The following is a 24346-nucleotide window of genomic DNA, read 5'->3' on the forward strand; positions in this document are numbered from 1 at the left end:
TCCGCGGCATGAACACCATGCCGCGGCGACCGATGTGCGCCACCTGCTTGCGTCCTGCCGCCACCTGCATCTGCCATTGGGCGGCGCCGGTTGCCGGTGCGGCCAAGGTCCTGATCCTGCAGCACCCAATGGAAGTATTGAACGCCAAGGGCAGCGCGCGCCTGCTGCAGCTATGCCTGCCGGGCAGCCGAATCGAAGTCGGGGAGCAGTTCGATGCAACGGCGCTGCGCACCATGCTCGGTGAAGGCGGCCGCCAGCCCGTGCTGCTCTACCCGGACACCCCCGGCGTCCGCTCGCTGGGCATCGCGCCGCCTCCGCCCTGCAGCGCCGCGCTGGCGCCGGAGCGGGTGCAACTGGTGGTGCTGGACGCCACCTGGCGCAAAAGCCGCAAGATGCTGTACCTGAATCCTGCACTCCAGGCTTTACCGCGGCTCCCCTTGCGCGACACGCCGCCATCGCATTACCTGATCCGCAAGGCGCATGCGCCCGACCAGCTCTCGACGCTGGAGGCGACCTGCTATGCGTTGGCGCAGCTGGAAGGGGATGTGCACCGCTATGACCGCGTGATCTCAGCCTTCGACGGCTTTGTCGCGCAGCAGCAGGAGCAGCAGGCGCGCGCCGGGCGCGGCGGCATCAGCTGAGGAGCTTCAGGCCTGGCGGCAGCGCTTCGCCCAGCATGCGCTGTTCGCTGGCCTGGTCGAGCTGCACGACTTCGCGCACCAGGGCCTGCCAGCTTGGCGGCGCAGCTGCCGCAGCGAGGCGGCGCAGTATTTCCCCACGCAGAGCTTCGCTGATGTCGCGCGAACGGTCGCCGGTCATGCGCGCCAGGTGCGCAGCGGCGAAGCCCGCCGGCTCAACCTTGCGCCAGTCCAGCAGCAGCACGGCCTGCAGCCATTGTTCCACTGTTTCGACGGGCGCTACGTCGTGCGCGCTGCCGTGGAACGGACGGCGTGCGCCGACGCGGCCCAGCGCCCACAGGTAGCGCGTTTGCCTGGCGAGGTCTTTTGCCTCAGGCAGTTCGCCTACCATCCAGTTGCCGATTTCGGCTTTGTAGGCGGATGGTATGCGCTCCAGCGATGCCCCCAGGCGCAACATGTCTTCCTCGCTGCCGTTGACCAGGGTGACGGGTCGCCGTCCGCGCTCGCTGGCATCGGCCTGCAGGTTGAAGGCGAAATCATCCAGCAGGCGCAGTTGCGCGGCAGGCGGCAGGCCGCCGGAAACGCGGCGCCAGAGTGTCCACCATTCCACGCAAACCTGGTTGTCCTTGTGGTGCTGGACGCCGTTCTCAAACAGCGCCCAAAGCTGTTCGATGCGCCATTCGTCCAGCGTGTGGCCAAAGCCCGGACGCAGGCAGTAGCCGGCCAGGTTGAGCCAGGTGCGTTCGTGTTCGGGAGAGCGGCGGCGGCCTTTGGCGCGCTCCATCAGTGCGTCGAACAGGCGGCGCAGCAGTGGCGTGGTCCAGCGTTCGCGGCTGCCCAGCAGGTGTTCGAGCTGGCCGCGCAGCTGGCGCACTTCCTTGACCTCCACTTGCTGCGCGCGGCTGCCGAAGATGCGGTCGATTTTGTCCAGCGCGTCGGGCAAGTGCGCCGGCAGCGGGCCTTCGGCGTCGCCTTCGAGGGGATCGCTATCGGCAGCATGGTCCGCGCCATGTTCGCGCAGCTGGAATTCCAGTTGCCAGCGCTGGCCGTTGCCTTCGCAATGCACTTCCAGCGTACCGACTTCGGTCAGCGACGCCGCCAGCTGCACGGTGATTTCCCTGCGCGCGTTGGCGTCGTCGCTGTCGCGCAGGACGGTGGCGATGGCAGGCAGCGCGGTGAGGTCGTCCGGCGAGAGGTCGGCCACTTCACCGGCTTGCGGCGGCGTGGCGTCGGCCAGCGTGGTGGCGATATGGAAGCGCACTGGGCGGCCCAGGCGCAGCGCGAAACTGCGTTCGCTCAGGCGCACTTCATGGCCGCTGGCGGTAGCGCGCGGCAGCAGGCAGACGGCTCGGCGCGTTACACCGGGGGCGCGGGCGTTATCGAGCAGCAGCCAGTAGCTGCGCGGCGAACCGCCGGCGATGGTGGGAGCCATGCCTTGCCTGCCTAGCGCATAGGCGACGCCGCCGCGCGCGACGGCAACGTCGGGGTTATCGTTGTGCAGTACGCGCAGCGGTTGCCCGCGCCATGCGGCCAGGGTTGCAGCCAGGCGTTCGGCGAGTTGGGCGGCGCGGAACACGCCACCGTTCAGCAGCAAGGTGTCGGGGATGGGCAGTTTGCCGTCATCGGGTTGGCCAAGCGCTGCGCGCGCGGCGGCGGCATGCTGGCGCAGGAAGCTCGCCAGGTGGCGCGTGATGGCCGGGTCGCTGGCGTAGGGCAGGCCGAATTCGACGATGCCTCCGCGTCTGGATTGGGCCGGCTGCTGCGCTTCGTTGACGGGGAAGAAGCCGTCCAGGACGATGCGTTCGGCATCCTGGCGATGCAATACGACTGAGCGGCTTGCGCCAACCAGCTTCGAGCCGGCGCCGAGCAAGGTGACGCTGACTTGTTCCGGCGCGTCTTGCGCCAGCAATGCTTCTTTCGCCGCCCGGCAGCGTTCCGTCAACTGGGCCAGGCGCGCCGCCGACAAGCGTTGTGGCGCCGGAGCATCAGGCGCGCTGGCGCCTGCGGCAGCGCTGCTTGCCAGGCGCTGTTCGGCCAGGTGCGCCAGCGCCAGGTCCATATTGTCGCCACCGAGGATCAGGTGGTTGCCGACGCCGATACGTGTCAGCTGCGGCAAGCCGTCCATCATTTCGACCTTGACCAGCGTGAAGTCGGTCGTGCCGCCGCCGACGTCGGCCACGAGTACGAGCCGCACCCCGGCTAGTTCTTGCGCCAGGGAGTCGCGGTGGCGGTACAGCCAGTCGTACAGTGCCGCCTGCGGCTCTTCCAGCAGGCGCAAGGAAGACAGGCCCGCCATGCGCGCTGCTTCCAGCGTGAGGGCGCGTGCGCCCTCGTCGAAGGACGCCGGAATGGTCAGTACGATTTGCTGATCTTCAAGCGGCGCGGTGGGAAAGCGTGTGTTCCAGGCCGCGCGCAAATGCGCCAGGTAGCTCGCGCTGGCGGCGACCGGCGATATGCGCGCCACCTCGTCCGCAGCGCCCCAAGGCAGGATCGGCGCCATGCGGTCGACGCCCGTGTGCGACAGCCAGCTCTTGGCGCTGGCGACCAGCCGGCCCGGCACCTGGCCGCCCAGCTTGCGCGCCAGCCGGCCGATGACGGCGCCCGAAGGCGCGTCGGCGACGGAAGGTTCCGGCCAGGGCAGTTGCAACTCGCCCGCCGCGAATTCCCCGGCGGCGGGATGATAGCGGGAAGAGGGCAGCAAGGCGGCGCTGCCAACTTCGCCAGGGGCGGTGAGCTGCTCGGCTTCGAACAGCTGCACCTTGCCGCCGGCTGCGGCGTAAGCGAGCACCGAATTGGTGGTGCCCAGGTCGATGCTGACCAGGTACTGCGTCATTGGCCTTCGCCGCCTCCGCGCACGTCGAATTCAACTTTCCAGCGCTGGCCGTCCTGCGCCACCGCCAGCAAGTCCAGCGTGCCCGCTTCGCTGGCGTAAGCGTGCAGGCGCACCTGCACCACCTCGCCGGCGGTACGGCCTTCCGGCGACAGTGTGGCCTGGATTTCGTTCAGTTCAACCAGTTCTTCCGGGCCCCAGAAATCGAGCACGGCGCCAATCTGGTCCTGGCGCCGCACGGAAGAACCGAAGAAGCGGAAGTGCACAGGCTCACCCACCACCAGGCCGAATTCCTGGCCCGGTAATTCCAGCTCGCTGCCTTCTTCCATGCCGAACGGCGCCACGCACAGCGCCTGGATCGGCGGCTCCATGCCCGGAATGGCCGGCATCGACGATTCGACCGCCACGTAGTAGGAACGCGCTGTGCCGCCGCGAATGCGCACGCCGGCGCCGCGCCGCACGTAGCTGTAATAGGCCGCGCCGCGTGCGACGGCCAGGTCCAGGTCCGCGCCGCCCAGCATGCGGGCCTGATCTGCGCCTTCCATGGCCAGCCAGTCGTTGATGGTTTCCATCACGCGCTTGGCCAACAGGTCGGACTTGAACACGCCGCCGTTGAACAGCACCGCGCTTGGGTGCAGGAAGGTATGGGCCGCGTTGACGGAGAATCCTTCCAGCTCGCGGGTTGCGCCAACCTGGCGCGCCAGGAAGGCAGCGAGGTGCTTGGTGATGGCCGCATCCTGCGCATAAGGCAGGCCAAGCTGGGTCAAGCCAGCGCGCGTGCGCACGGCCGGGTGCGCGGACGCTTCCACTTTCGGGAAGAAGCCGTCGGTGATGAAGGCCGTGACTTCGGCGCGCGTCAGTTCGGTGCGGATCGAACCGCCGATCAACTTCGATCCGCGGCTCGGCACCACGATGGGCCAGGTTTCGGCCTGCGCGTCGGCCAGCAGGTTTTCCTTGGCGCTGCGGCAGCCGTAGGTCAAGGCGCGCATTTGCCAGGCATCGAGCTGGGTGCCGTTGGCGGCCAGCTTGCGCGCCACCAGGTGGGCCAGCGCCAGGTCCATATTGTCGCCGCCCAGCAGGATATGGTCGCCCACCGCCACGCGGTGCGGTTCCAGCTTGCCCTCGCGCTCGAGGATGGCGATCAGCGAAAAGTCGCTGGTGCCCCCGCCGACGTCCACCACCAGGATGATGTCGCCCGGCTTGACTTCCTTGCGCCAGCGGCCGTCGCTGTTCTGGATCCAGCTGTACAGGGCTGCCTGCGGCTCTTCCAGCAGGGTCATGGCGTCATAGCCGGCTGCGCGTGCGGCTTCTGCGGTGAGCTCACGCGCTGCCGGGTCGAAGGAGGCGGGAATGGTGACGGTCACCGCCTGCTGCGCAAACGGCGCTTCCGGATGGGCGTTGTCCCATGCGGCGCGCAAGTGCTTCAGGTAGCGGGTAGACGCCTCCAGCGGCGAGACGCGCGATACTTCTTCCGGCGCATCGTGCGGCAGGATGGCGGCGCGGCGGTCGACGCCCGGGTGGCATAGCCAGCTCTTGGCGCTCGATACCAGGCGGATCGGCGTGGTGGCGCCGCGGCTGCGGGCCATTTCGCCCGTCACTGCGGGCTGCCCGTCGGCGGCCCAAGGCAAGGCCAGTTCGCCGGCAGCCAGTTCGTCCGGGTGCGGCAGGTAGAGGAAGCTTGGCAGCAGCGGCAATTCCTCCACCGTGCCCGGTGCGGTCAGCTGTGGCACGCCCAGCACGCCGTGCGCGGTCTTCTCGCCGTCGCTGCCGGCCAGTTCTACATAGGACAGCGCGCTGTGGGTGGTGCCAAGGTCGATGCCGATGGCGTAACGCGGATCGCTCACAGTTCCACCTCGGCCGGAGCCAGCACTTTGGCGTCATGCGCTTCGGCCAGTTTCGGCAAACGTACGCTGGCGGCGCGCCAGCCGCGGTGGCTCAGGGTGCCGGTAAACGGCGCCTTGCCGACCACGTTGCCGGTCAGGCGCACGGCGGCGGCATCGAAGCCTTCCGGCAGCGTCACGCGGCTGCCTTCCGCTTCGCTGCGGATGCCTTCGATGGTGAAGTGCTCGCGCAGCACTTTGGCGCAGCCTTCGTGCACCACGCGTGCCGCGGCGCCGATGTCGGCGTCGGAATAGGCGGACAGGTTTTCCTGGGTGAAGTCGATCAGGCGCGCTTCGCGCTGGAACAGCGACAGCAATTGCAGGGCTGCGTCAGGCGTGGCTTCGCGCAGCGGCGCGGCGGCCGGCGCCGGGGCAGGAGTTGGGGCGGTGGCCGCTGCGGCGACCGGACCGATGGCGTCGTCACGCACGCGCGCGGCGAATTCGGCGTCACCCAGGGTTTTGAAAAAGGCGCCAATGGCGAGGGAAATCCTGCTCCCAAAGGAGGGCAGATTGGAAGATTTGCTCATGTTCTTGCTCTTAGAATGTCGGGGGATATCCCGGAGAAGTGCGCATGATACCAGCTTGGCTTGCAAGCGCGGCGCGGGCGGTTTAGAATGCTGTATATATATCCAGTACTTTGCCGTTGAGGCACCGATGCAAGACGATGAACTAGAGGGGCAGGTGATGCTGCCGCCGCAATCGCGCAAGGCGCAAAAAGGGCGCGGTGCGGTATCAAATATGCAAGGAAGGTATGAGTTGCAGGCGCGCGAGGCGTTCGATGACGGCTGGGCGCCCGATCCGGACGATGCCGATGCAGAAAAGCTCCCTCCGCGCACCATCGTCACTGAAGAAATGGCCAAGACCATCCTCACGCACAACCAGTCGCCCGATATTCCGTTCAACGTCTCCTTGAATCCCTACCGCGGCTGCGAGCATGGCTGTATTTATTGTTTTGCGCGCCCGTCGCATAGTTACCTGGGCCTGTCGCCGGGGCTTGATTTCGAGACCAGGCTGTTTGCCAAGGTGAATGCGGCGGAATTGCTGCGCGCCGAGTTGTCCAAGCCCGGCTACCTGGTCGAATCGCTGGCGCTGGGCGTGAATACCGACGCCTACCAGCCCTGCGAACGCGAATACCAGCTCACGCGGCGCGTGCTGCAAGTGCTGTCCGAATGCAATCACCCGGTTGGCCTGATCACCAAATCGTCGCTGATCGAGCGCGATATCGATATCCTCGCGCCGATGGCGGAGCGTAACCTGGCGGCTGCCTCGGTCACCATCACCACGCTGGACAGCAAAATCTCCCGCACGCTGGAACCGCGCGCCGCCGCGCCGTCACGCCGCCTGCGTACCATCGAAACGCTGGCCAAGGCCGGCATTCCGGTTGGTGTCAGTATCGCGCCGATCATTCCCTTCGTGACCGAGCCCGATATCGAAAAGATCATGTCCGCCGCGCGCGATGCCGGAGCGATCATGGCGACCTATGTCGTGCTGCGCCTGCCGTGGGAGGTCAGCCCCTTGTTCAAGGAATGGCTGGAAGCCCATTTCCCCGACCGCGCCGCGCGCGTGATGAACCGTGTGCGCGATATGCGCGGCGGCAAAGATTACGAGGCCGAGTTCGGTTCGCGCATGCGCGGTGAGGGCGTGTGGGCCGACCTGATCCAGCAGCGCATCGAAAAAGGCATCACCCGCTTCGGCTTCCACGGCCGCCATAGCAAGTTCCGCTCCCTCGACTGCACTCAATTCAAGCGTCCCGACTACATCCCGCCCTCCGGCGCCCGCGCGCGCGCCGCAGCCAAGGCCGGACAGTTGGATTTGTTTTGAATGGTAAGGCGGCTGAGCCAGCTTCAGCGCCGGACACCTGCCGGCGGCGCTCGTTATTCGATATTCATTCTTCTTGATCAGGGACGGTCCTGAATGATGAGATAGCGAAGACGATAATCATTACGGAACAAAAGTATGAATAATACAAATAACGATAATCAGACGCCGGGGTTATAAAAAAATGCGGCACCACAAAGACCAGTGAGGATGCGGTCATTAATAGGGCTGGGGCCCTATATTTTTTTCTAATTAAAAGCACTAAGGTTGAGATCAGCGCCAATAGCAAATACAGCCATGGGTAAAAGATCCACGGATGTGTTTCGGGCTCCGTGGCTAGCCATTCGGAAATTATATTGGTTTCAAATTTGATTCCGAACTCGTTCGCTACCACTGAAGGAGTTGCGACATAGGCCGCTGAGGATTGCCCAATTCTCAATAGTGAGAGAAAGTTATCCCACCTATGCATAAGGTAATCGCTTGGATTGCTGTTAATGGCTGCGAGCCACGATTTCCGTAAATCCAAGGCATCGCTTGAAGAAGGGGCTCTCAGGCCAATTAGATCCTTGGTTATGCCATAGAATAGATTATCATTTTTGCCAACGGCATATCTTTTTTGCAATTCGCTCAAAGGCAGTTGCACACGATCGTTAATATATTTTGGAAGCCGGTTATCACCTGTTTTGACTGAAATCGCAAAAAGGTCATAGACTTGCGTATACTGAATTGGATTATCGTTTTTTACCGGAAGAAGGCTCGTGATTCCATAAGGAATCAAGAAAGTTGCGACCGAAATCAGTGAAGCCAGCAATGCAGAGCGAGCGCCAAGCCGGCGCTGCTCGTTAAATAGCCAAAACAGGGCAAGAAAAGGAATGGCAACGATTCCATTGGTCTTGACGCCAACTGCAAAGCTTAACAAGACTACTAAGGCACATTGCTCCAGGCGTGATGTTTTTCGACGCCAGCAATAAGCGTTGATAACGATCGCCCATCCCATGAATAAACTGCATGCGAACGCAACATCTTTCCAGATCTCGCCAAGCACGAAAAAAAAACCTGGCCAAAAGCCTAATAGGGGTAGCAGGTAAGCGTATTGGCCGACATCGCGTCGAATCGCGTTCGCTAATACTCCCCAGGCACCCCAATACAGCAAGAGATTCTGAATCAGGAAAGGCGCCGGACCTTGATAAAGATGGTCCAACTGCCTCCACCACCAGGCCATCAATACGGGATGCCAAGTGTTGAATTCTCCGGCTCGCGCCTCCCGGTACTGCATGATGGAGTCATTACTCATCCAGCCCGGAAAGAAGGTCATACTGCTGACTAGAAGTCCCAGGACTACAATCCAATAGATAGGACGCGACGACGTGGTTGAAACAGCAGGGCGCATGCAGGATTCCGAGTCACGAAATCACTCATTGTAAACTACCCGTTGGCACAGAAAGAGGGGGGCGCGTCGCGCTTTGCAGCTTATAATCAGTGGTTTAAAAAATCAAAGTCTGGCGTGAGCGGGGCTCACTTTTGGGAAATCACAAGCATGGCTTTCTATCCTGTCTTTCTCTCGGTTGTATTTGTCGTTCGCAACCAAAGCGCGCAATTGGAGGATATTCTCAGGCCCGCCTGTGAGCAACTGGCTTCGTACGCTAGCGACTATGAGCTGATCGTCGTCGACAATGCTTCCGAAGATGCGAGCGTCAGCGTACTCAAGACGCTAACTGGCCAACAAGGCTTACCCAATCTTCAGGTGTACGCGCTGACCAAGGAAGTTGGCAGTGATACTGCGGCGTGGGTTGGTTTAGAGAACGCGCTTGGCGATTTCGTTACGGTCATTGATCCGTTGAGCGATGACATCGCGTTCTTGCCTCAAATGCTGGAGAAAGCCGTCAACGGTTCGGACGTTGTGTTTGCTCATAATAGTCAAAGGCCTCGGCAGAGCATTCCTTACCGCATAGCCAACAGTGCTTTCCACCGCTTGTACAAAAGCTTCAATGGCATTCATCTTGCCAAGGAAGCCCCGAGCTACAGGCTCCTTAGCCGGCGGGTTATTAACTTCATTCTCCAACATCCGCAGCCTTCTGTGACCTACCGGCACTTGCCGGCAACAGGCGGGTTCGCGCGCGTGAATATGGAATATAGCGCCCCCCCGATCGTAGGAAGCGTAAAGAAGCTTGGTGATAGCGTCGATCACGGCATACGCCTGCTTGTATCGACAACCCAGGCGCCAATGCGCCTCGTAACGAGTTTGTCGCTCTTTGGTGCGATAGCCAATCTGGTCTATTCGGTTTATGTCGTGACAATCGGCATCTTCAAGACAGACGTAGCGCCAGGCTGGATCAGCTTGTCGCTGCAACAGTCAGGTATGTTCTTCCTCATTTCGCTCGTGCTATTGGTATTGGGCGAGTACATTCTCAATATGGCGACCTTGTCGAACGAAGGCCCGCTTTATCATGTAGCGCAAGAGTTCACCAGTGCCCGAGTGACCCGCAAGGAAAAACTGAACATCGAAACTGTGGATGCCCACACCCCGGGCACCGCGCATCAGGCTGAACGTGTAGGTGCCTGACTGTGAGTTCAATACAAGCTGATGCGGTCATCATTGGTGGTGGGTTTTATGGCGCGGCCATTGCGATCTACCTTGCCAAAGAGAGAGGACTCGGTCGCGTAATCTTGCTGGAGCGCGAGCCTAAGCTGCTGTGCCGGGCCTCTTACAATAATCAAGCCCGCGTCCACAATGGGTATCACTACCCGCGCAGCTTCACCACGGCGTTTCGTAGCCGGGTGAATTTCCCCAGGTTTGTGCGTGACTGGCCCGAAGCCGTCACACAGGACTTCATCAAGCTCTATGCGATTGCAAGGCGTAACACCAAGGTCACCGCCAAGCAGTTCGAGCGTTTTTGCCACGAGATCGGCGCAAGGATTGAACCGGCCGAAGCCGGACTGAAAAAGCTTTTTGAACCGCGCTTGATCGAAGCGGTCTTTCTGGTTGAAGAGTATGCATTCGATTCCACGCGCCTTGCAGCCTGGGCAATGAAGGAGCTCCAGGAATCCGGAGTTGAAGTACGGCTATCGACAAGCGCAATGTCGTTATCGCGCGACACCGGACGGGGGTTGCAAGTGACGACACGCGACAGGAACGGCAATTCCGGTTCCTTGCAATGCCGCTACCTCTTTAACTGCACTTACAGCGGGCTGAACCAACTGTCCGGGGATTTCCCTGGAACGAAGACTCGCTTAAAACATGAAATCACCGAAATGGCTTTGGTCACAGCTCCGCAGGCATTGGCCGGGCTCGGTGTAACCGTGATGGATGGGCCCTTCTTCTCGATGATGCCTTTTCCTGCCCGCGGCCTGCATACGCTTTCTCATGTGCGCTATACGCCACATTTCAGCTGGCAGGACGAAGTCGGAAATGACCCTTACCAGAAGCTTCGGGAATACGAACGCGACTCGCGCGTTGAACGTATGCTGAGGGATGTCAGCCGCTATATGCCGGCGGTACGTGACGCCAAGCATGCCGATTCGCTGTTTGAGGTCAAAACGATCTTGCAAAAAAATGAAGGCGATGACGGCCGCCCAATCCTTTTCGAACACCACGCTGAGCTGCCTGGCTGCTACTCGGTACTGGGCGGAAAGATCGATAATATTTACGACGTCCTCGAAAAACTCGACATTGAAAAATTTGAGAACGTTCCGGAGCGATAAATGAATCAGAACGCATTGATTGGTTTTTCCGGTTTCGTCGGAGCCACGCTGCTAAAGCAAGCGTCCTTCGATGCCTTGTACCGGTCGACCAATATCCACGAAATCGATAACAGGGAATTCGATGTCGTTACCTGCGCAGGCGCACCTGCGCAGAAATGGATTGCGAATGGCAACCCGGCCGAAGACAAGGCCAAGATTGAAGGGCTGATCAGCCACCTGAAGACCATTACCTGCAATACGTTTGTACTGATCAGCACAGTTGATGTGTTCAAGAATCCGCAGGGTGTCGACGAAGATACGCCCGTCGATGAAGTTGGGCTGCACCCTTATGGGCTTCACCGCCGCCTGCTTGAGAAGTTCGTTGAAGAACATTTCCCCAAGCACTTAATTATTCGCCTGCCCGGCCTCGTCGGGCCCGGCCTGCGCAAAAACGTCATCTTTGATTTCCTGAACAACAATAACCTGAGTGCGATCGAGAGCCGCAGCGTATTCCAGTTCTACCCGATGGTGAATCTTTGGTTCGATATCCAGATCGCGCTGCAAAAAGGGCTGAAGCTGGTACACCTGACTTCTGAACCCGTCAGCGTGTCGGAGGTTTCACTGCAGGGTTTCGGGCGCTCCTTCACCCAAGAGTTGCCTAACACGCCAGCGCGTTACGACATGCAGACACGCTATGCCGGCCAATTTGGCGCAAGCGGACGCCACCAATACAGTGCGCACGAGACGATCCTGGCGATCAGGGCATATGCCCAGTCCGAGCCTCTCGGAGCCGGAGGTGCCGCATGAGGCTTGCTATTTCCAATATCGCATGGGACGTCGCCGAAGACGAAGAGGTGGCAACGCTGTTGAAGAAATTCAGTGTTGACGCCATCGACATCGCGCCCGGAAAGTATTTCCCCGAGCCTGCCAAGGCAGGCGCTGCCGACATCCAGGCCGTCAAACAATGGTGGGCCGAAAGAGGCATTGAAATCACCGGGATGCAGTCGCTCCTGTTCGGCACCGTCGGCCTTAATGTTTTTGGACCAACAGACGTTCAGGATGCCTTGCTCGCACATTTGGCGGCAGTATGCCGTATTGCTTCGGGATTGGGCGCTACGCGCCTGGTCTTTGGCTCTCCGAAAAATCGCGATCGCACCGGGTTGAGTGATGAACAGGCATTGGCGGAAGCAGTGACTTTCTTCCGTCTGCTCGGCGACATTGCCCTTGAACAGGGCGTAATAATTTGCCTCGAGCCGAATCCGGCCTGCTATGGCGCCAACTTCATGACCTCTAGCGCGGAAACCGCGCAAGTGGTCTTGCGCGTTGCGCATCCGGCAATCCGGATGCAGCTTGATACTGGTGCGCTGACCATCAATGGCGAATCGGCGGTAGCCGTGCTCGAGAGTTGCGCGCAATTGATCGGCCATGTGCACGTCAGCGAGCCAAACCTGATTCCTGTCGGCGACCTCGATACCGACCACGGCCGCCTGTATGAAGCGCTGGCCAGTTTCATTCCGGGCCATGTGGCATCTATTGAAATGGTGGCGACTAAAGACGAACCTCATCTTGCCTCCATCGAGCGCGCGCTCTCCCGCGTCAGCAATTTCTATCGCCCAGTAGCGGGTACCAGCGTATGAAGTGGATAATTCTGTTAACCGGCATCTTTGCCAATGCCTCTGCCAGCGTGCTGGTCAAAATTGCGATGATGCCACCTCGCAAATTTCCATCGCTGGCCGATCCAATCGCCGCGTTCAGCAACTGGCCATTCTGGCTGGGGCTTGGGCTTTATGGTGCAGCGTTCCTGCTGTATGCGGCAGCTCTTGCGCGGCTGCCTTTGAATGTGGCGCACCCGATATTGACTTCCGGGGCGGTTGCTACGGTAGCACTGTTCTCTATTTTTCTTTTCCGTGAACCCTTCCACTGGACCACGGTCGCCGGCATCCTTCTTGTGATTTCCGGCGTAACACTCATTACGTCGCGCGTGGCATGAATCAGATGAATACCCCAGCTAACATTAGACCGCCAGGCCGCGACACGTGGGAAGTACCGGCAATGGATGTGCCACTCTGGCAGGGTAAGAAGCACGCATATTGCGTGGTGATCCCTGTGATCAACGAAGGCGGCCGCATCCGAAATCTGTTAAAGCGGATGCAGTTCTGCCAGATTGCCGCAATTGCCGACATCATCATTGTCGATGGTGGCAGCACGGATGGCTCGATGGACCTCGAGTCGCTCAAGCAGTTGGACGTGAATGGGCTGGTCGTCAAGAAAGGGCCGGGCAAATTGAGTGCCCAATTACGTTGCGCCTATGCGTTCGCACTTGACCAGGGATATGCAGGCATCGTCACGATTGATGGAAACGACAAGGATGATCCAGACGCCATTCCCCAATTCATTGGCGCTCTAAAAGACGGCGTCGACTTTGTGCAGGCGTCCCGCTTCATTTCTGGCGGCATTGCGGAGAATACCCCTAAATCCAGGGATTTCGCGATCCGCTTTATTCATGCGCCGGCCTTGTCATTGAGTTCGGGTTTCAAATGGACTGACACCACGCAAGGCTTCCGTGCATACAGCCGTAAGATGTTGCTGGACCCGTTGATTGGCATCTTCCGCAACGTCTTTCAGGAATACGAACTACTCGCATACCTGTCGCATCGTGTGCCTCAATTGAAGTATCGCTGTATGGAGATTGCCTCAGTTCGCCGCTATCCCAAGGGCGAAGTCCCAACCAAGATTTCAGCGTTTCGCGGTAATTTGAAAGTGCTTCAGACACTTGTCCGCAGCTGCCTTGGGAAATACAACGTTTAAAGGTTACTTTTGCAGCCGCGCAAGCTGGGCTTCAATCGCGTGAACGTGTTCGTCATGATGGCCCAACTCACGCAATGCGGCAGCCAGCCGCAGCAAGTATTCGATGTTGGGGCCGCTTGGCCCGGCGGCTGAGGCGATGTGGCGCGCGATTTCTTCCACCGGCGCGTCGCCCAGCCAGGCGGCATTGTCGGCGGCGGCGATGTAGATCAGGCCTTCTTCCACACCGCCCGCTTCGAAATGGATATCGATCGCCACGCGCAGGTAGCCGTTCTTTTCGCGGTGATCGAGGTGGGCGAATTCTTCGGGGGTGACAAGGTAGGCCATGCCGTGGCAGATGGCCCCTTCCGATGGGATCAGGGTGGCGACGCGGCCAGGCGCATCGGGCGTGCCGCGGTGGTCGTGCGAGCCTTGCCAGAAGCGGCGCGTCCAGCCGAAGATGTGGGCCGGGCGGCGCTCGATGAAGGGGAAGTCCGCTTTGTAGATCAGCGAGCCGTAACCGAACAGCCACACCTGGTGGTGGCCATCGAACTTGTCCATTGCCTGGTTGGCTTCAATCGTATTGTGCGACATGCCCGAATTATAGGGAATACTCGGCCAGCACGCTGATGAAGCGCTCGGCAGCAGGCGAGGGCGTGCGCGAGGTTTTGGTGTAAATGAAGAATTTGCGCTTCAGCTCAGGTTCGACCAGCGGGCGCATTTCCAGCCCGTACAGCCGCACCATCGGCTCCGCATACGGCAGGCAGGCGGTAATGCCCAGGCCCGCTGCCACCATGGCCAGCGCGGTCGTCATGAAGGTCACCTCGTTGTAGGGCGCCAGCGTGGTCATGTCGCGCAGCAGGCGCTCGGTGAACTGGCCTTGCAAGGCGATGAAGGGATGCTGATTGACTTCCGCCCAGGCGACCGTGCCGCGCACAGCCAGCGCGTGCCCAGCAGGGAAGACCACAACGAAGGGCATTTCGAACAGAAGTTGCGCATCCACTTCGGCCGTTACATCGCGTTCCGGCCCAATGCCCACATCGACTTCTCCGCTCACCACCCGCGCCGCCACGTTATCGACCGGGCAGTCCACCAGCTGCACCTGGACGTCGGGATAGGAAGCGCGGAAGGCGCCGATCACCTGCGGCAGCAGGGTGCACGCCATCATCTGCGGCGCGGCGACGCGCACGATACCTTTTTTCAAAGCCTTGCGGCTGGCGATATCGGCCATCGCCCCGTCCAGGTCCTGCAGCATCTTGTCGAACAGCGGATAAAGCTCGCGTCCCACTTCTGACAGCTGCACGCGCCGCGTATTACGCTCGACCACCTTCACCCCCAGCAGCTGCTCGAGCTCCTTGATCTGCCCCGACAGGGCGGACTGGGTGACATGCAGCAGGTCGGCGGCGGAAGTAAAGCTGCCGGTACGGGCGACGGCGACCAGGGCGCGCATCTGGCGGACGGTTGGACTCATCAGGAAAACTAATAAATGGACGTGAAAATATCGTTTGTATGATAGCTGAAACAAGAGTTTAATGGCGGGATACAAAGGAGCCCGCCATGAAAATCAAGCAAATCCACCACGTTGCCTACCGCTGCAAGGATGCCAAGGAAACCGTCGAGTGGTACGTCAAGCACCTGAACATGAACTTCGTGCTGGCGATCGCGGAGGATGAAGTGCCGTCGACCAAGGCGCCGGACCCGTACATGCACGTCTTCCTGGACGCCGGCCAGGGCAACATCCTGGCCTTCTTCGAACTGCCAACCCAGAAGGAGATGGGCCGCGACGAAAACACCCCGGCCTGGGTGCAGCACCTGGCGCTGGAAGTGGCGTCGATGGACGAGCTGCTGGCCGCGAAAGAACGCCTGGTCGCCGCCGGCATCGACGTGCTGGGTCCCGTCAACCACACCATCTTCAAGTCGATCTACTTCTTCGACCCGAACGGCCACCGCCTGGAACTGGCGGCCAACACCGGCACGCCGGAAATGATGAAAAAGCTGGACGAGGTGAAGTGGGAAATGCTGGAAGAATGGTCTAAAACTAAAAAAGCGCCAAAGCACGCAGCCTGGATGCACGCGCCACAAGAATAAGCTTCAAAGCGAAGGAATCACATGAAATTAGCCTCCCTGAAAGACGGCAGCCGTGACGGCCGCCTGGTCGTAGTCAGCCGCGACCTGAAATCCTGCCAGCCGGTCCCGAACATCGCCGCCACCATGCAGGACGCGCTGGACAACTGGGATACGGCCGCACCGCAGCTGAAACAGATCTACGCCCTGCTGAACCAGGACAGCGCATCCGGCGCCAAGCCTTTCGACGAAAGCATGTGCCATTCGCCGCTGCCGCGCGCCTACCAGTGGGCCGACGGTTCCGCCTACATCAACCACGTGGAACTGGTGCGCAAGGCGCGCAACGCCGAAGTGCCGGCATCGTTCTACACCGACCCGCTGATGTACCAGGGCGGCTCGGACAGCTTTGTCGGCCCGCGCGACGCTATCTTCGCGCTGGACGAAGCCTGGGGCATCGACCTGGAAGCGGAAGTCGCCGTGATCACCGGCGATGTGAAAATGGGCGCCAGCGATGAAGAAGCGGCCAAGGCGATCCGCCTGGTCATGCTGGTCAACGATGTCTCGCTGCGCAACCTGATCCCGAACGAGCTGGCGAAGGGCTTCGGCTTCTTCAACTCCAAGCCAGCCAGCGCTTTCTCGCCGGTCGCGGTGACGCCGGAAGAACTGGGCAAGTCCTGGGAAGACAACAAGCTGCGCTTGCCGCTTCTGGTGCAGATCAACCGCCAGCCTTTCGGCAAGCCGAACGCCGGCGAAGACATGACCTTCAACTTTGCCCAACTGGTGGCGCATGCCGCCAAGACGCGCGAACTGTGCGCAGGCAGCATCATCGGCTCCGGCACGGTGTCGAACAAACAGGGCAGCCTGCATGGCTCCAGCATCGCCAACGGCGGCGTAGGCTACTGCTGCCTGGCTGAGGTGCGCATGTATGAAACGATCGAGAGCGGCAAGCCGCAGACCGGCTTCCTGCAATTCGGCGACACTGTGCGCATCGAGATGCACGACGCGGCAGGCAAGTCCATCTTCGGCGCCATCGACCAGACGGTGCGCAATTATGGGGAACGTGCATGAAGCTTTACACTTACTTTCGCAGTTCGGCCGCATATCGCGTCCGCATTGCGCTGCACCTCAAGGGGCTGGCTTACGATGCGGTGCCGGTGCACTTGCTGCGCGACGGCGGCGAGCAGCGGGCGCCGGCCTATCGGGAAGTGAATCCGGCGGGACTGGTGCCGGCGCTAGTGGATAACGGCATTGTGCTGACCCAGTCGCTGGCCATCATCGAATACCTGGAAGAGGTGCATCCGATGGCGCCGCTGCTGCCGCAGGATGCTGTGGGGCGGGCTCGCGTGCGTGCGTTGGCGCAGACCATTGCTTGCGATACCCATCCGCTGATGAATTTGCGGGTGCTTAAGCACCTCAAAGGCCCAATGGGGCTGAGCGAGGAACAGAAGATGGATTGGTATTTCCATTGGATGGGCGAGGGCATGCGGGCGCTGGAGGCGCACCTGGAGCGGGATGGTGACTCTGGGCGTTTCTGCTATGGCGATACGCCGACTATCGCGGATTGCTGTCTGGTGCCGCAGGTGTATAACGCGCAGCGTTTCGACATCGACCTGGCGCCGTATCCGAATGTGGCGAGGATTGCTGCCAATTGCGCGGATCTGCCGGCGTTCAAGGCGGCGCATCCGTCTGCGCAGCCGGATACTGAATAAACCCGGTAAACCAGGGTCAGACCCAAGGGTCCGGCCCATCCACTGCACGACGCGCTGCCAGGGTCTGACCCGGGTCCACCGGGTTTTAGTCGATCAGCAAAGAATAAAGCTGCGCCGGCGTAATCGGCTTCACCAGATGCGCCGCGAACCCCGCCTCCCGCGATCGTGCCTGGTCCGCGGGCTGTCCATATCCCGACAAGGCCACCAGCCGCGTTTTCCCAAACCCCGGTTGGCGCCGCAACTCGGTCGCCAGCTCATACCCGTCCATTCCCGGCAGGCCGATATCCAGGATCGCCAGGTCGGGCACAAAGTTCACGCTGGCGCGCAGCGCGCTGGCAGGATCGCCCACCGCCTGCACCTCATGCCCGCCCACTTCCAGCAGCGCGCGCAGGCCCTGCAACACGTCCTGGTTATCGTCCACCAGCAGCACACGGCGCGGCGTTACGGCAGCCAGTTGACCCGGTGCTGCGCCCGCTGAAGGTGCCATATCCGCCTCGCCCGCCAGCGGCAAGCGGATAATGAATTCACTGCCAGCGCCGGGACCAGCGCTGTGCGCCTCAATCTCCCCGCCATGCAGCTGCACCAGGCTGCGCGCAATCGACAGCCCCAGCCCGAGCCCGCCGCGCGAACGATCGAGCGACTGCGGCGCTTGCACAAACTTGTCGAACAAATGCGGCAGCATGTCGGCGCCAATGCCGATCCCCGTATCGCGCACCCTGAGCACCACGCGCCCCTTGGACGTACTCGCGCGCACCAGGATATGCCCGCCCAGGTTGGAATACTTGGCCGCGTTGGTCAGCAGGTTGACCAGCACTTGGGCAAAGCGCATAGGATCGGCGTTGATCGCCAATCCCTCCACCGCCACGTCCACTTCAAGGCGCTGCTGGCGCTCTTCCAGCAGGCCGCTGACGGTCTCCAGCGCCTGCGCCAGCAGCTTGGACAGCTCGATCCGTTCCAGCCGCAGGGCAATCTTGCCCTGCGCGATACGCGCCACGTCCAGCAGATCGTCCACCAGGCGCACCAGGTGATGCGCCTGGCGCTCGATGGCGGCATGTTCGCGCGCCAATCCGCCCAAGCCTTTGAGCCGCATCAGTTCCAGTGCGATCAGAATCGGCGAGAGCGGATTGCGCAGCTCATGGCCGACCATGGCCAGGAAGTCGTCCTTGGTCCGGTTGGCAAGCTCCGCGTCGCGCCGCGCGCGTACCAGCTCCGTCACCTCGAATGCCACAATCGCGACGCGGTCCACTTCACCGCGTCCATTGCGCACAGGCTGGTGCACGTAATCGAAATAACACTCCTGCAGGCCGCCGTCGCGCTTCAGCATCACGCGCCGCGCCTTGCCGATCACCGGCTGGCCGCTGGCCAGAGCCTGTTCCAGTTCTTCCACCATGCCCTGGCCTTCCAGTTCGGGGAAGGCGCGCCGCATCGGCAGGCCAATCAATTCGCGCTGCCAGCTCAGCTCCACAAAGCGGTCGTTGGCCAGCTCGAAACCCAGGTCCGGCCCCCGCACGATGGCAATGGCGGCAGGGGCCTGCTGGAAGGTGTTGGCCATGCGGGCCATGTGGGCCCGTTCGGCCTGGCGGATGCGCGAACGCATCAGCTGCGAGTCGACCCGTGTCAGCAGTTCGCGGGCGGAAAAGGGCTTGACCAGGTAGTCGTCGGCGCCGGCGTTGACGCCTTCGATACGCGCTTCCTCGCCGGCGCGCGCCGACAGCAGCAGCACCGGCACGTCGTGCAGCTCTGCGTCGGCGCGCATGGCGGCGATCAGGCCGAAACCGTCGAGCTCCGGCATCATCACGTCCGACACCACCAGGTCCGGCACGGCGCCGGCCATGGCATGCAGTGCTTCACGCCCATTGGCGGCGGTGCTGACGTGCCAGCGCTGGCGCAGCAGGCGCGCCAGGTAGTCGCGCATGTCGGCGTTGTCGTCCACCACCAGCACTTGCGCGCCCAGGGTCAGCACGCTGTCATCGTCGGCCAGGTCGAGGAAGGGTTCTTCGCTGTCTTCTTCCGGCAGCCAGCGCTGCGCCTCCAGCAGGAACGCTTCGCGCACGCCTTCGTTGCCGCCGATTGGCGCCATGACCAGCTGCTCCTCGCGCAGGTGGGCGTGGCCCAGGGGAAGGGTGATCGTGAAGGTGCTGCCCGCGCCCAGCGTGCTGTCCAATTCGATATGCCCATGCAGCAGCTCCACCAGGTCGCGCACCAGCGCCAGGCCAATGCCCGAGCCTTCGTGCGTGCGCGAGCGGCTGCCTTCAACGCGGCGGAAACGCTCGAATATGCGCTGCTGCTGGTCTTCCGAAATGCCGACGCCGGTGTCGCACACCGACAGCAGCGCCAGGTGGCCTTCCTGGCGCAGCTTGACTGTGATGCCGCCGTCGAAAGTGAACTTGAAGGCGTTGGAGAGCAGGTTCAACACGATCTTTTCAAACAAGCCGATATCGACCCAGGCGCTGGCCGTGAGCTCGCTGCAATCGACGGTCAGGGTCAGTCCCGCGCTTTCGACCACGGAACGGAAACCGCTGGCCAGGTCGCGCGTCAGGGCGCCCAGGTCAACCCTGGCATAGCTGGCGTGCATGCGGCCCGCCTGCACGCGTGAAAAGTCGAGCAAGGTGTTGACCAGCTTTTGCAGCCGCAGTGCATTGCGCTGCGCCAGGCGCATGCGCTCGTGATGAATGGCGGGCAGGCGGTTGCTGCTGTCGTCCAGCGCTTCTTCGATCGGGCCCAGCATCAGCGTCAACGGCGTGCGGAATTCGTGGCTCACATTGCTGAAGAAGGCGGTCTTGGCGCGATCGAGTTCCGCCAGCGCTTCAGCGCGCTGGCGCTGCTCGGCGGCCGCGCTGGCATTCTGGATTGCGGCCGACATCTGGCCTGCCACCAGTTCGCAGAAGGTGCGGTACTCGGCATCGAGCGGCCGCGCCGGGCTGATGCCCAGCACCAGCACGCCGTCCGTCACCGGCAGGGCCAATGCGACGCGCACCGGTTGCCCGGCCAGGCCAAGCGGCAGCCCGGGAATGCCTGCAGTGGCGATCGCCACCGGCTGCCCGCTGGTAAGGACCTGGCCCACCGGCCAGTGCGCCTGGTCGCAGGCGCTATCTTCCACATGCGCCGTCTGCTGCAGGCGCACAGTGTCGCCGGCGCGCTTGAACAGCAGGGCGAACGGGATATCGGCCGGGTTGTCAGCGATGGTATGCATGGCCGTGGCGCAGGCACTGGCCACGTCCTGCTCGCGCAGTGCGCTGGCCGACAGCGCCGACAGCGCGGCCAGCCGGCGCGCATTGAGGCGGGTGGCGGTGGTATCGGTGGAAGGGCAGAACAGGCCACCCACATCTCCTGCTTCGTTGAAGATCGGGCTGTAGGAGAAGGAATACCAGACTTCCTCCACCCAGTCGCCGCGGTTCATGAACAGCTGCACCGCGTCCACGTAGGACGGCTCGGCGCGCTGGAATACCTTGTCGGCCAGCGGGCCGCAATAATGCCAGATCTCGGCCCACACTTCCTGCGCCGGGCGGCCCAGCGCCCACGGGTGTTTGGCCGCACCCAATACGTCGATATAGGCATCGTTGTAGAGGAAAGTGGCCTGCGGGCCCCAGCCGATCCAGATCGGGTGGCTGGAGTTGAGCATCAGGTTGACGGTGGTGCGCAAGCTTTGCGGCCATGCGTCGAGGCGCCCAAGCGGTGTGGCGGACCAGTCGAATTCTGCGATCTGCCGTCCCAGCGCGCCAGGGGAAGCGAGGAAATTCAAGCCTTCCTGTTTGATAGTCACACGTAGCTCTAGTATGAAATTTTTAGCAATTTAGCACTGTACGAAAACTGTGCGGCGCACACAAGTCCCAGCGCAGCCGGGTTTGACAGCACGATGCAAGCAACGGATACTGGGGCGATGACGATGCCGCCTTTCCCCATCCGCAAGGAATGCCCGCCGGGCGCCTGCGACTGCAAGCGCGAGTCGCTGCTGGAGGACCCGCAGGCGGACTTGCGCATCCTGCGCCTGACCAAGGAGGAGGAAAAGCGCCTGCTCGAGCGCATCGAAGCGATTTCCACTTATGCCGAGCTGATGCGCATCGGCCAGCGGCTGGAAGAGCAGTTGGGTGTTTCGGTCAGCATCGCGCCTGGCCCGAATGAAGTGCGCACGGTGCGCGGTTTCCAGATCGTGCTGGGCGAGCGGCCCGGCCTGTGCCGCAAGACACGGCAATCGGTGCCGGCGGCCATTCGCAAGTGCCTGGACCGCCACCCGGAAATCGCCTTCGCCATCCTGAATGCACACGATCTGTTTGCAGAGCAGTAAAATATATTACCTTCTGTTAAATCGAAAGCCGTAATGTTCCGCAAATTTGTGCGCTTGTTTGGCGTGTCCATCCTTGCCACCGGGCTCATCCAGCCGCCGGCCATGGGACAGGATGCACCGACCCCGCGCGCCCGGCTTGCGCAATTACGCGAGTTTTCTTACCTGGCCAGAAACAACACCCTGGCTGAGTTGCGCAAACTGAAACCGCAGCTGGGGCAATGGTCGCAGCGCGACCAGGCAAGCTATTATTCCCTGCTCAGCAACGTCGTCTTCAGGTCCGAGCGCGCCAGCGCGCTGCAGGCGGCGGAAGCCGAAGAGCTGATTGGACACCAGCTCGATGACGACGCCATTGTCGCCAATAGCCTGCTGGACCGTTCCTACGTCTATTCCACGCTGGGCGAGCAGGAAACTGCGGCCAAATACGTGGAGCAGGCGCGCCAGTTGGCCGATCAGACCGGCGATACGGCGCTGCAGGCGCGCATCATTACCACGGCAGGCCAGAATGAGATCCGCCAGGGCAATGGCCGCAAGGGGCTTGAATATATCGACCATGCCGTGGCGCTGGCGGACAAGTCGGGCCAGGCGGTGACCCAGTTCATGGCCTTGCGCGCCAGGGCTTATGCCCTGAATGGCCTGGCCGGCGGCAGCCAGGAGGCGCTCAAGGCGATTGACGTCTTGAAGGCCAAAGCGGCATCGATTCCGCTCGAAGGCCCGGCGATCCGCGCCCGTTATGCGGAATGGCAGATTGCGGAAGACGCCGGCCAGCTTGCGCGCGCCAAGGAAGCCCTGGGCGACGTGGTGGCCTGGCTGCAAAAGCATCATATGCTTGAAGAAGTGCCGGAAATGCAGGTCACCCTCGCCGACATGAGCCTGAAAAGCCAGGACTACAAGCAAGCCTTGGTCATGAGCCGCGAGTCGAAGAGGGGCGCGCTGGCTGCCGGTAATTCCGAAATCGCGGAGCTTTCGCAATTCAACGAGGGGATTGCCCTGATCTACCTGGGCCAGACCGACGCCGGGCGCGAAGCCATCGAAGCGGTCAATATTGAAATCATCGACGCGGAAGCGCTCTCGGAATACGCCAGGGCGCTGGACTATGTCGGCCTGAAAGAGCTGGCGCTGCAAGTCTATGCCAGCGCCACCCGCAAATCGCTGGACGCCGGCACGGCCCAGGCCCAGGTAACGAAGAAAAACCGCGAAGACGAGGAACTGCTGCGCCAGAAGGATGAAGAGGCGAAGGATTTGCGCAACCAGGAGAAATTGCGGCGGGCCTGGTCGGTGGCGGCGGCACTGGCGGTATTGGGCGTGCTGCTCGTGGCGTTCATGTATCGCCAGCTGCGCACCGCCCGCAGCAGGTTGAAGAATTTCAATTCCTCGGCGGAATAGCATGTTAAATTTGCATCTCGGCACGAATCACCTACCGGGAGGCAAGCATGAAAAGCAGCATTCCAAGACGTGAGTTCCTGAAGCGGGCTGGCGTGGCCGGCGTGGCGACGGCGCTGGGCAGCCCGGCGCTGACTGCGCTGGCGGCGCCGCGTAATGTGACCCTGCCTTTTGAAAACGGCGAGCGCGAACTGGCGGCTTTCCCGCAGAAACGGCCGATGATCGTGCTGACCAGCCGCCCGCCGCAGCTGGAAACCCCGTTCAGCGTCTTCAGCGAAGGTGTGCTGACCCCAAACGACGCCTTCTTCGTGCGCTACCACTGGAGCGCCATCCCGACCGAGATCGATCCGCAAAGCTACCGCCTGAAGATCGGCGGCCACGTCAATACGCCGCTGGAATTGTCGCTGGCGGAGCTCAAGCAGCTCGCCGAAGCGGTGGAAATCGTGGCGGTCAATCAATGCTCGGGCAATAGCCGCGGCCACTTTGCGCCGCGCGCCAATGGCGGCCAGCTCTCCAACGGCGCCATGGGCAATGCGCGCTGGACCGGCGTGCCGCTGAAGAAAGTGCTGGAACGGGCGGGCGTCAAAACAGGCGCGGTGCAGGTGTCCTTCAACGGCCTAGATACCCCGCCCGCCGGCGACGGTCCCGACTTCGTCAAGTCGCTCAATATCGACCATGCGCTGGACGGGGAGGTGATGCTGGCCTGGCAGATGAACGGCGAGGACCTGCCGATGCTGAACGGCTACCCCTTGCGCCTTGTGGTGCCGGGCTACTATGGCACTTACTGGGTCAAGCACCTGTCCGACATCACGGTGCTGGACAAGCCTTTCGACGGTTTCTGGGTAGCTTCCGCCTACCGCATCGCCGACAATGCCTGCGCCTGCGTGGCGCCAGGCACGGCGCCTGCCAAGACGGTGCCGATCGGCCGCTTCAACGTGCGCTCCTTCATCACCAGCCACCAGGATGGCGCGCGCCTCAAGGCCGGCCAGGCGGTGGTGGTGAAAGGCATCGCCTTCGACGGCGGCTACGGCATTACCGAAGTCGCCTTCTCCTCCGACGGCGGCAAGAGCTGGCAGTCCGCCACGCTGGGCAAGGACCTGGGCAAGTACTCCTTCCGCGAATGGAGCGCTTCGTTCAAGCCGGGCAAGGGCGAGCACACGCTGATGGTGCGTGCCGTGAACCGCATCGGGCAAAGCCAGCCCTCAACGGCGCTCTGGAATGCCGCCGGCTACATGCGCAATGTCGTGGAAACCACCCGCGTAACGGCGGCTTGAGGG

Annotated in this window: 21 protein-coding genes; 14 read left to right on the plus strand and 7 right to left on the minus strand. The window is 61.9% G+C overall.

From position 1 onward, the window contains the following. Positions 1-8: 8 nt before the first annotated feature. Positions 9-641 carry a tRNA-uridine aminocarboxypropyltransferase gene (locus GM658_RS21305; protein ID WP_229417004.1) on the plus strand — a complete coding sequence of 211 codons (633 nt, stop codon included), beginning with the start codon at positions 9-11 and terminating at the stop codon, positions 639-641. Here GM658_RS21305 and GM658_RS21310 read toward each other — a convergent pair. Genes GM658_RS21310 through GM658_RS21320 form a run of 3 tightly spaced genes read right to left on the minus strand, consistent with a single transcriptional unit; the run spans position 634 to position 5875 of the window. Further along, the gene (locus GM658_RS21310; RefSeq protein WP_155456073.1) at positions 634-3471 is read right to left on the minus strand and encodes an Hsp70 family protein; all 2838 of its coding nucleotides are present in this window, start codon (positions 3469-3471) and stop codon (positions 634-636) included. The genes GM658_RS21305 and GM658_RS21310 overlap by 8 nt on opposite strands. Further along, on the minus strand, positions 3468-5312 hold the full coding sequence (locus GM658_RS21315; RefSeq protein ID WP_170298908.1) for an Hsp70 family protein: 1845 nt from the start codon (positions 5310-5312) through the stop codon (positions 3468-3470). The genes GM658_RS21310 and GM658_RS21315 overlap by 4 nt, the downstream gene beginning before the upstream one ends. Continuing rightward, on the minus strand, positions 5309-5875 hold the full coding sequence (locus GM658_RS21320) for a DUF2760 domain-containing protein (RefSeq protein ID WP_155456074.1): 567 nt from the start codon (positions 5873-5875) through the stop codon (positions 5309-5311). Before GM658_RS21320 ends, GM658_RS21315 begins: the two co-directional genes overlap by 4 nt. 127 nt (positions 5876-6002) lie before the next feature. On the opposite strand from GM658_RS21320, the gene GM658_RS21325 reads away from it, so the two are divergent. Then, positions 6003-7169 (plus strand): PA0069 family radical SAM protein, encoded by a 1167-nt coding sequence (locus tag GM658_RS21325; protein ID WP_229417005.1) that lies wholly within the window; start codon positions 6003-6005, stop codon positions 7167-7169. 64 nt (positions 7170-7233) lie between these two features. Here GM658_RS21325 and GM658_RS21330 read toward each other — a convergent pair whose 3' ends face one another. Continuing rightward, positions 7234-8481, minus strand: coding sequence for a hypothetical protein (locus tag GM658_RS21330; protein ID WP_170298909.1), 1248 nt, complete (start codon positions 8479-8481; stop codon positions 7234-7236). Between the two features lie 117 nt (positions 8482-8598). Here GM658_RS21330 and GM658_RS21335 point away from each other — a divergent pair, with 117 nt between their 5' ends. From GM658_RS21335 to GM658_RS21360, 6 genes are all read left to right on the plus strand, one after another. After that, the gene (locus GM658_RS21335) at positions 8599-9729 is read left to right on the plus strand and encodes a glycosyltransferase (RefSeq protein WP_229417006.1); all 1131 of its coding nucleotides are present in this window, start codon (positions 8599-8601) and stop codon (positions 9727-9729) included. A 2-nt stretch (positions 9730-9731) separates the two neighbouring features. Further along, the gene (locus GM658_RS21340; RefSeq protein ID WP_170298910.1) at positions 9732-10868 is read left to right on the plus strand and encodes an NAD(P)/FAD-dependent oxidoreductase; all 1137 of its coding nucleotides are present in this window, start codon (positions 9732-9734) and stop codon (positions 10866-10868) included. After that, on the plus strand, positions 10869-11654 hold the full coding sequence (locus GM658_RS21345) for an NAD-dependent epimerase/dehydratase family protein (RefSeq protein WP_155456078.1): 786 nt from the start codon (positions 10869-10871) through the stop codon (positions 11652-11654). Then, a complete protein-coding gene (locus tag GM658_RS21350) occupies positions 11651-12484 on the plus strand; it encodes a sugar phosphate isomerase/epimerase family protein (protein WP_155456079.1) in 834 nt (277 codons plus the stop codon). Before GM658_RS21345 ends, GM658_RS21350 begins: the two co-directional genes overlap by 4 nt. Beyond that, entirely contained in the window at positions 12481-12837 is a 357-nt protein-coding gene (locus GM658_RS21355) for an SMR family transporter (RefSeq protein WP_155456080.1), read from the plus strand. The genes GM658_RS21350 and GM658_RS21355 overlap by 4 nt, the downstream gene beginning before the upstream one ends. 62 nt (positions 12838-12899) lie before the next feature. Then, a complete protein-coding gene (locus GM658_RS21360) occupies positions 12900-13655 on the plus strand; it encodes a glycosyltransferase family 2 protein (protein ID WP_229417007.1) in 756 nt (251 codons plus the stop codon). 3 nt (positions 13656-13658) lie between these two features. Here GM658_RS21360 and GM658_RS21365 read toward each other — a convergent pair whose 3' ends face one another. Continuing rightward, positions 13659-14225, minus strand: a complete 567-nt coding sequence (locus GM658_RS21365; protein WP_155456082.1) for a gamma-glutamylcyclotransferase — start codon at positions 14223-14225, stop codon at positions 13659-13661. A gap of 7 nt (positions 14226-14232) precedes the next feature. Beyond that, positions 14233-15102 carry a LysR family transcriptional regulator gene (locus GM658_RS21370; protein ID WP_155456083.1) on the minus strand — a complete coding sequence of 290 codons (870 nt, stop codon included), beginning with the start codon at positions 15100-15102 and terminating at the stop codon, positions 14233-14235. An 86-nt stretch (positions 15103-15188) separates the two neighbouring features. Here GM658_RS21370 and GM658_RS21375 point away from each other — a divergent pair, with 86 nt between their 5' ends. Genes GM658_RS21375 through maiA form a run of 3 tightly spaced genes read left to right on the plus strand, consistent with a single transcriptional unit; the run spans position 15189 to position 17404 of the window. After that, positions 15189-15719 carry a VOC family protein gene (locus GM658_RS21375; protein WP_155456084.1) on the plus strand — a complete coding sequence of 177 codons (531 nt, stop codon included), beginning with the start codon at positions 15189-15191 and terminating at the stop codon, positions 15717-15719. A 21-nt stretch (positions 15720-15740) separates the two neighbouring features. Next, positions 15741-16763 carry a fumarylacetoacetate hydrolase family protein gene (locus GM658_RS21380; RefSeq protein WP_155456085.1) on the plus strand — a complete coding sequence of 341 codons (1023 nt, stop codon included), beginning with the start codon at positions 15741-15743 and terminating at the stop codon, positions 16761-16763. Next, positions 16760-17404 carry a maleylacetoacetate isomerase gene (gene maiA, locus GM658_RS21385; RefSeq protein WP_155456086.1) on the plus strand — a complete coding sequence of 215 codons (645 nt, stop codon included), beginning with the start codon at positions 16760-16762 and terminating at the stop codon, positions 17402-17404. The genes GM658_RS21380 and maiA overlap by 4 nt, the downstream gene beginning before the upstream one ends. A gap of 85 nt (positions 17405-17489) precedes the next feature. Here the strand turns inward: maiA and GM658_RS21390 are convergent, their stop codons facing one another. Next, entirely contained in the window at positions 17490-21167 is a 3678-nt protein-coding gene (locus GM658_RS21390; protein ID WP_155456087.1) for an ATP-binding protein, read from the minus strand. A 117-nt stretch (positions 21168-21284) separates the two neighbouring features. On the opposite strand from GM658_RS21390, the gene GM658_RS21395 reads away from it, so the two are divergent. The 3 genes from GM658_RS21395 to sorA are packed head-to-tail and all read left to right on the plus strand — an operon-like array spanning position 21285 to position 24343. After that, positions 21285-21689: a hypothetical protein gene (locus GM658_RS21395; RefSeq protein ID WP_155456088.1), complete on the plus strand. Its 405-nt coding sequence runs from the start codon at positions 21285-21287 to the stop codon at positions 21687-21689. A gap of 33 nt (positions 21690-21722) precedes the next feature. Continuing rightward, on the plus strand, positions 21723-23072 hold the full coding sequence (locus tag GM658_RS21400) for a hypothetical protein (protein ID WP_155456089.1): 1350 nt from the start codon (positions 21723-21725) through the stop codon (positions 23070-23072). Between the two features lie 47 nt (positions 23073-23119). After that, the gene (gene sorA, locus GM658_RS21405) at positions 23120-24343 is read left to right on the plus strand and encodes a SorA family sulfite dehydrogenase catalytic subunit (RefSeq protein ID WP_155456090.1); all 1224 of its coding nucleotides are present in this window, start codon (positions 23120-23122) and stop codon (positions 24341-24343) included. The last annotated feature ends 3 nt before the right edge of the window (positions 24344-24346 follow it).

This window comes from Massilia eburnea (assembly GCF_009720745.1).
Taxonomy (GTDB): domain Bacteria; phylum Pseudomonadota; class Gammaproteobacteria; order Burkholderiales; family Burkholderiaceae_D; genus Rugamonas; species Rugamonas eburnea.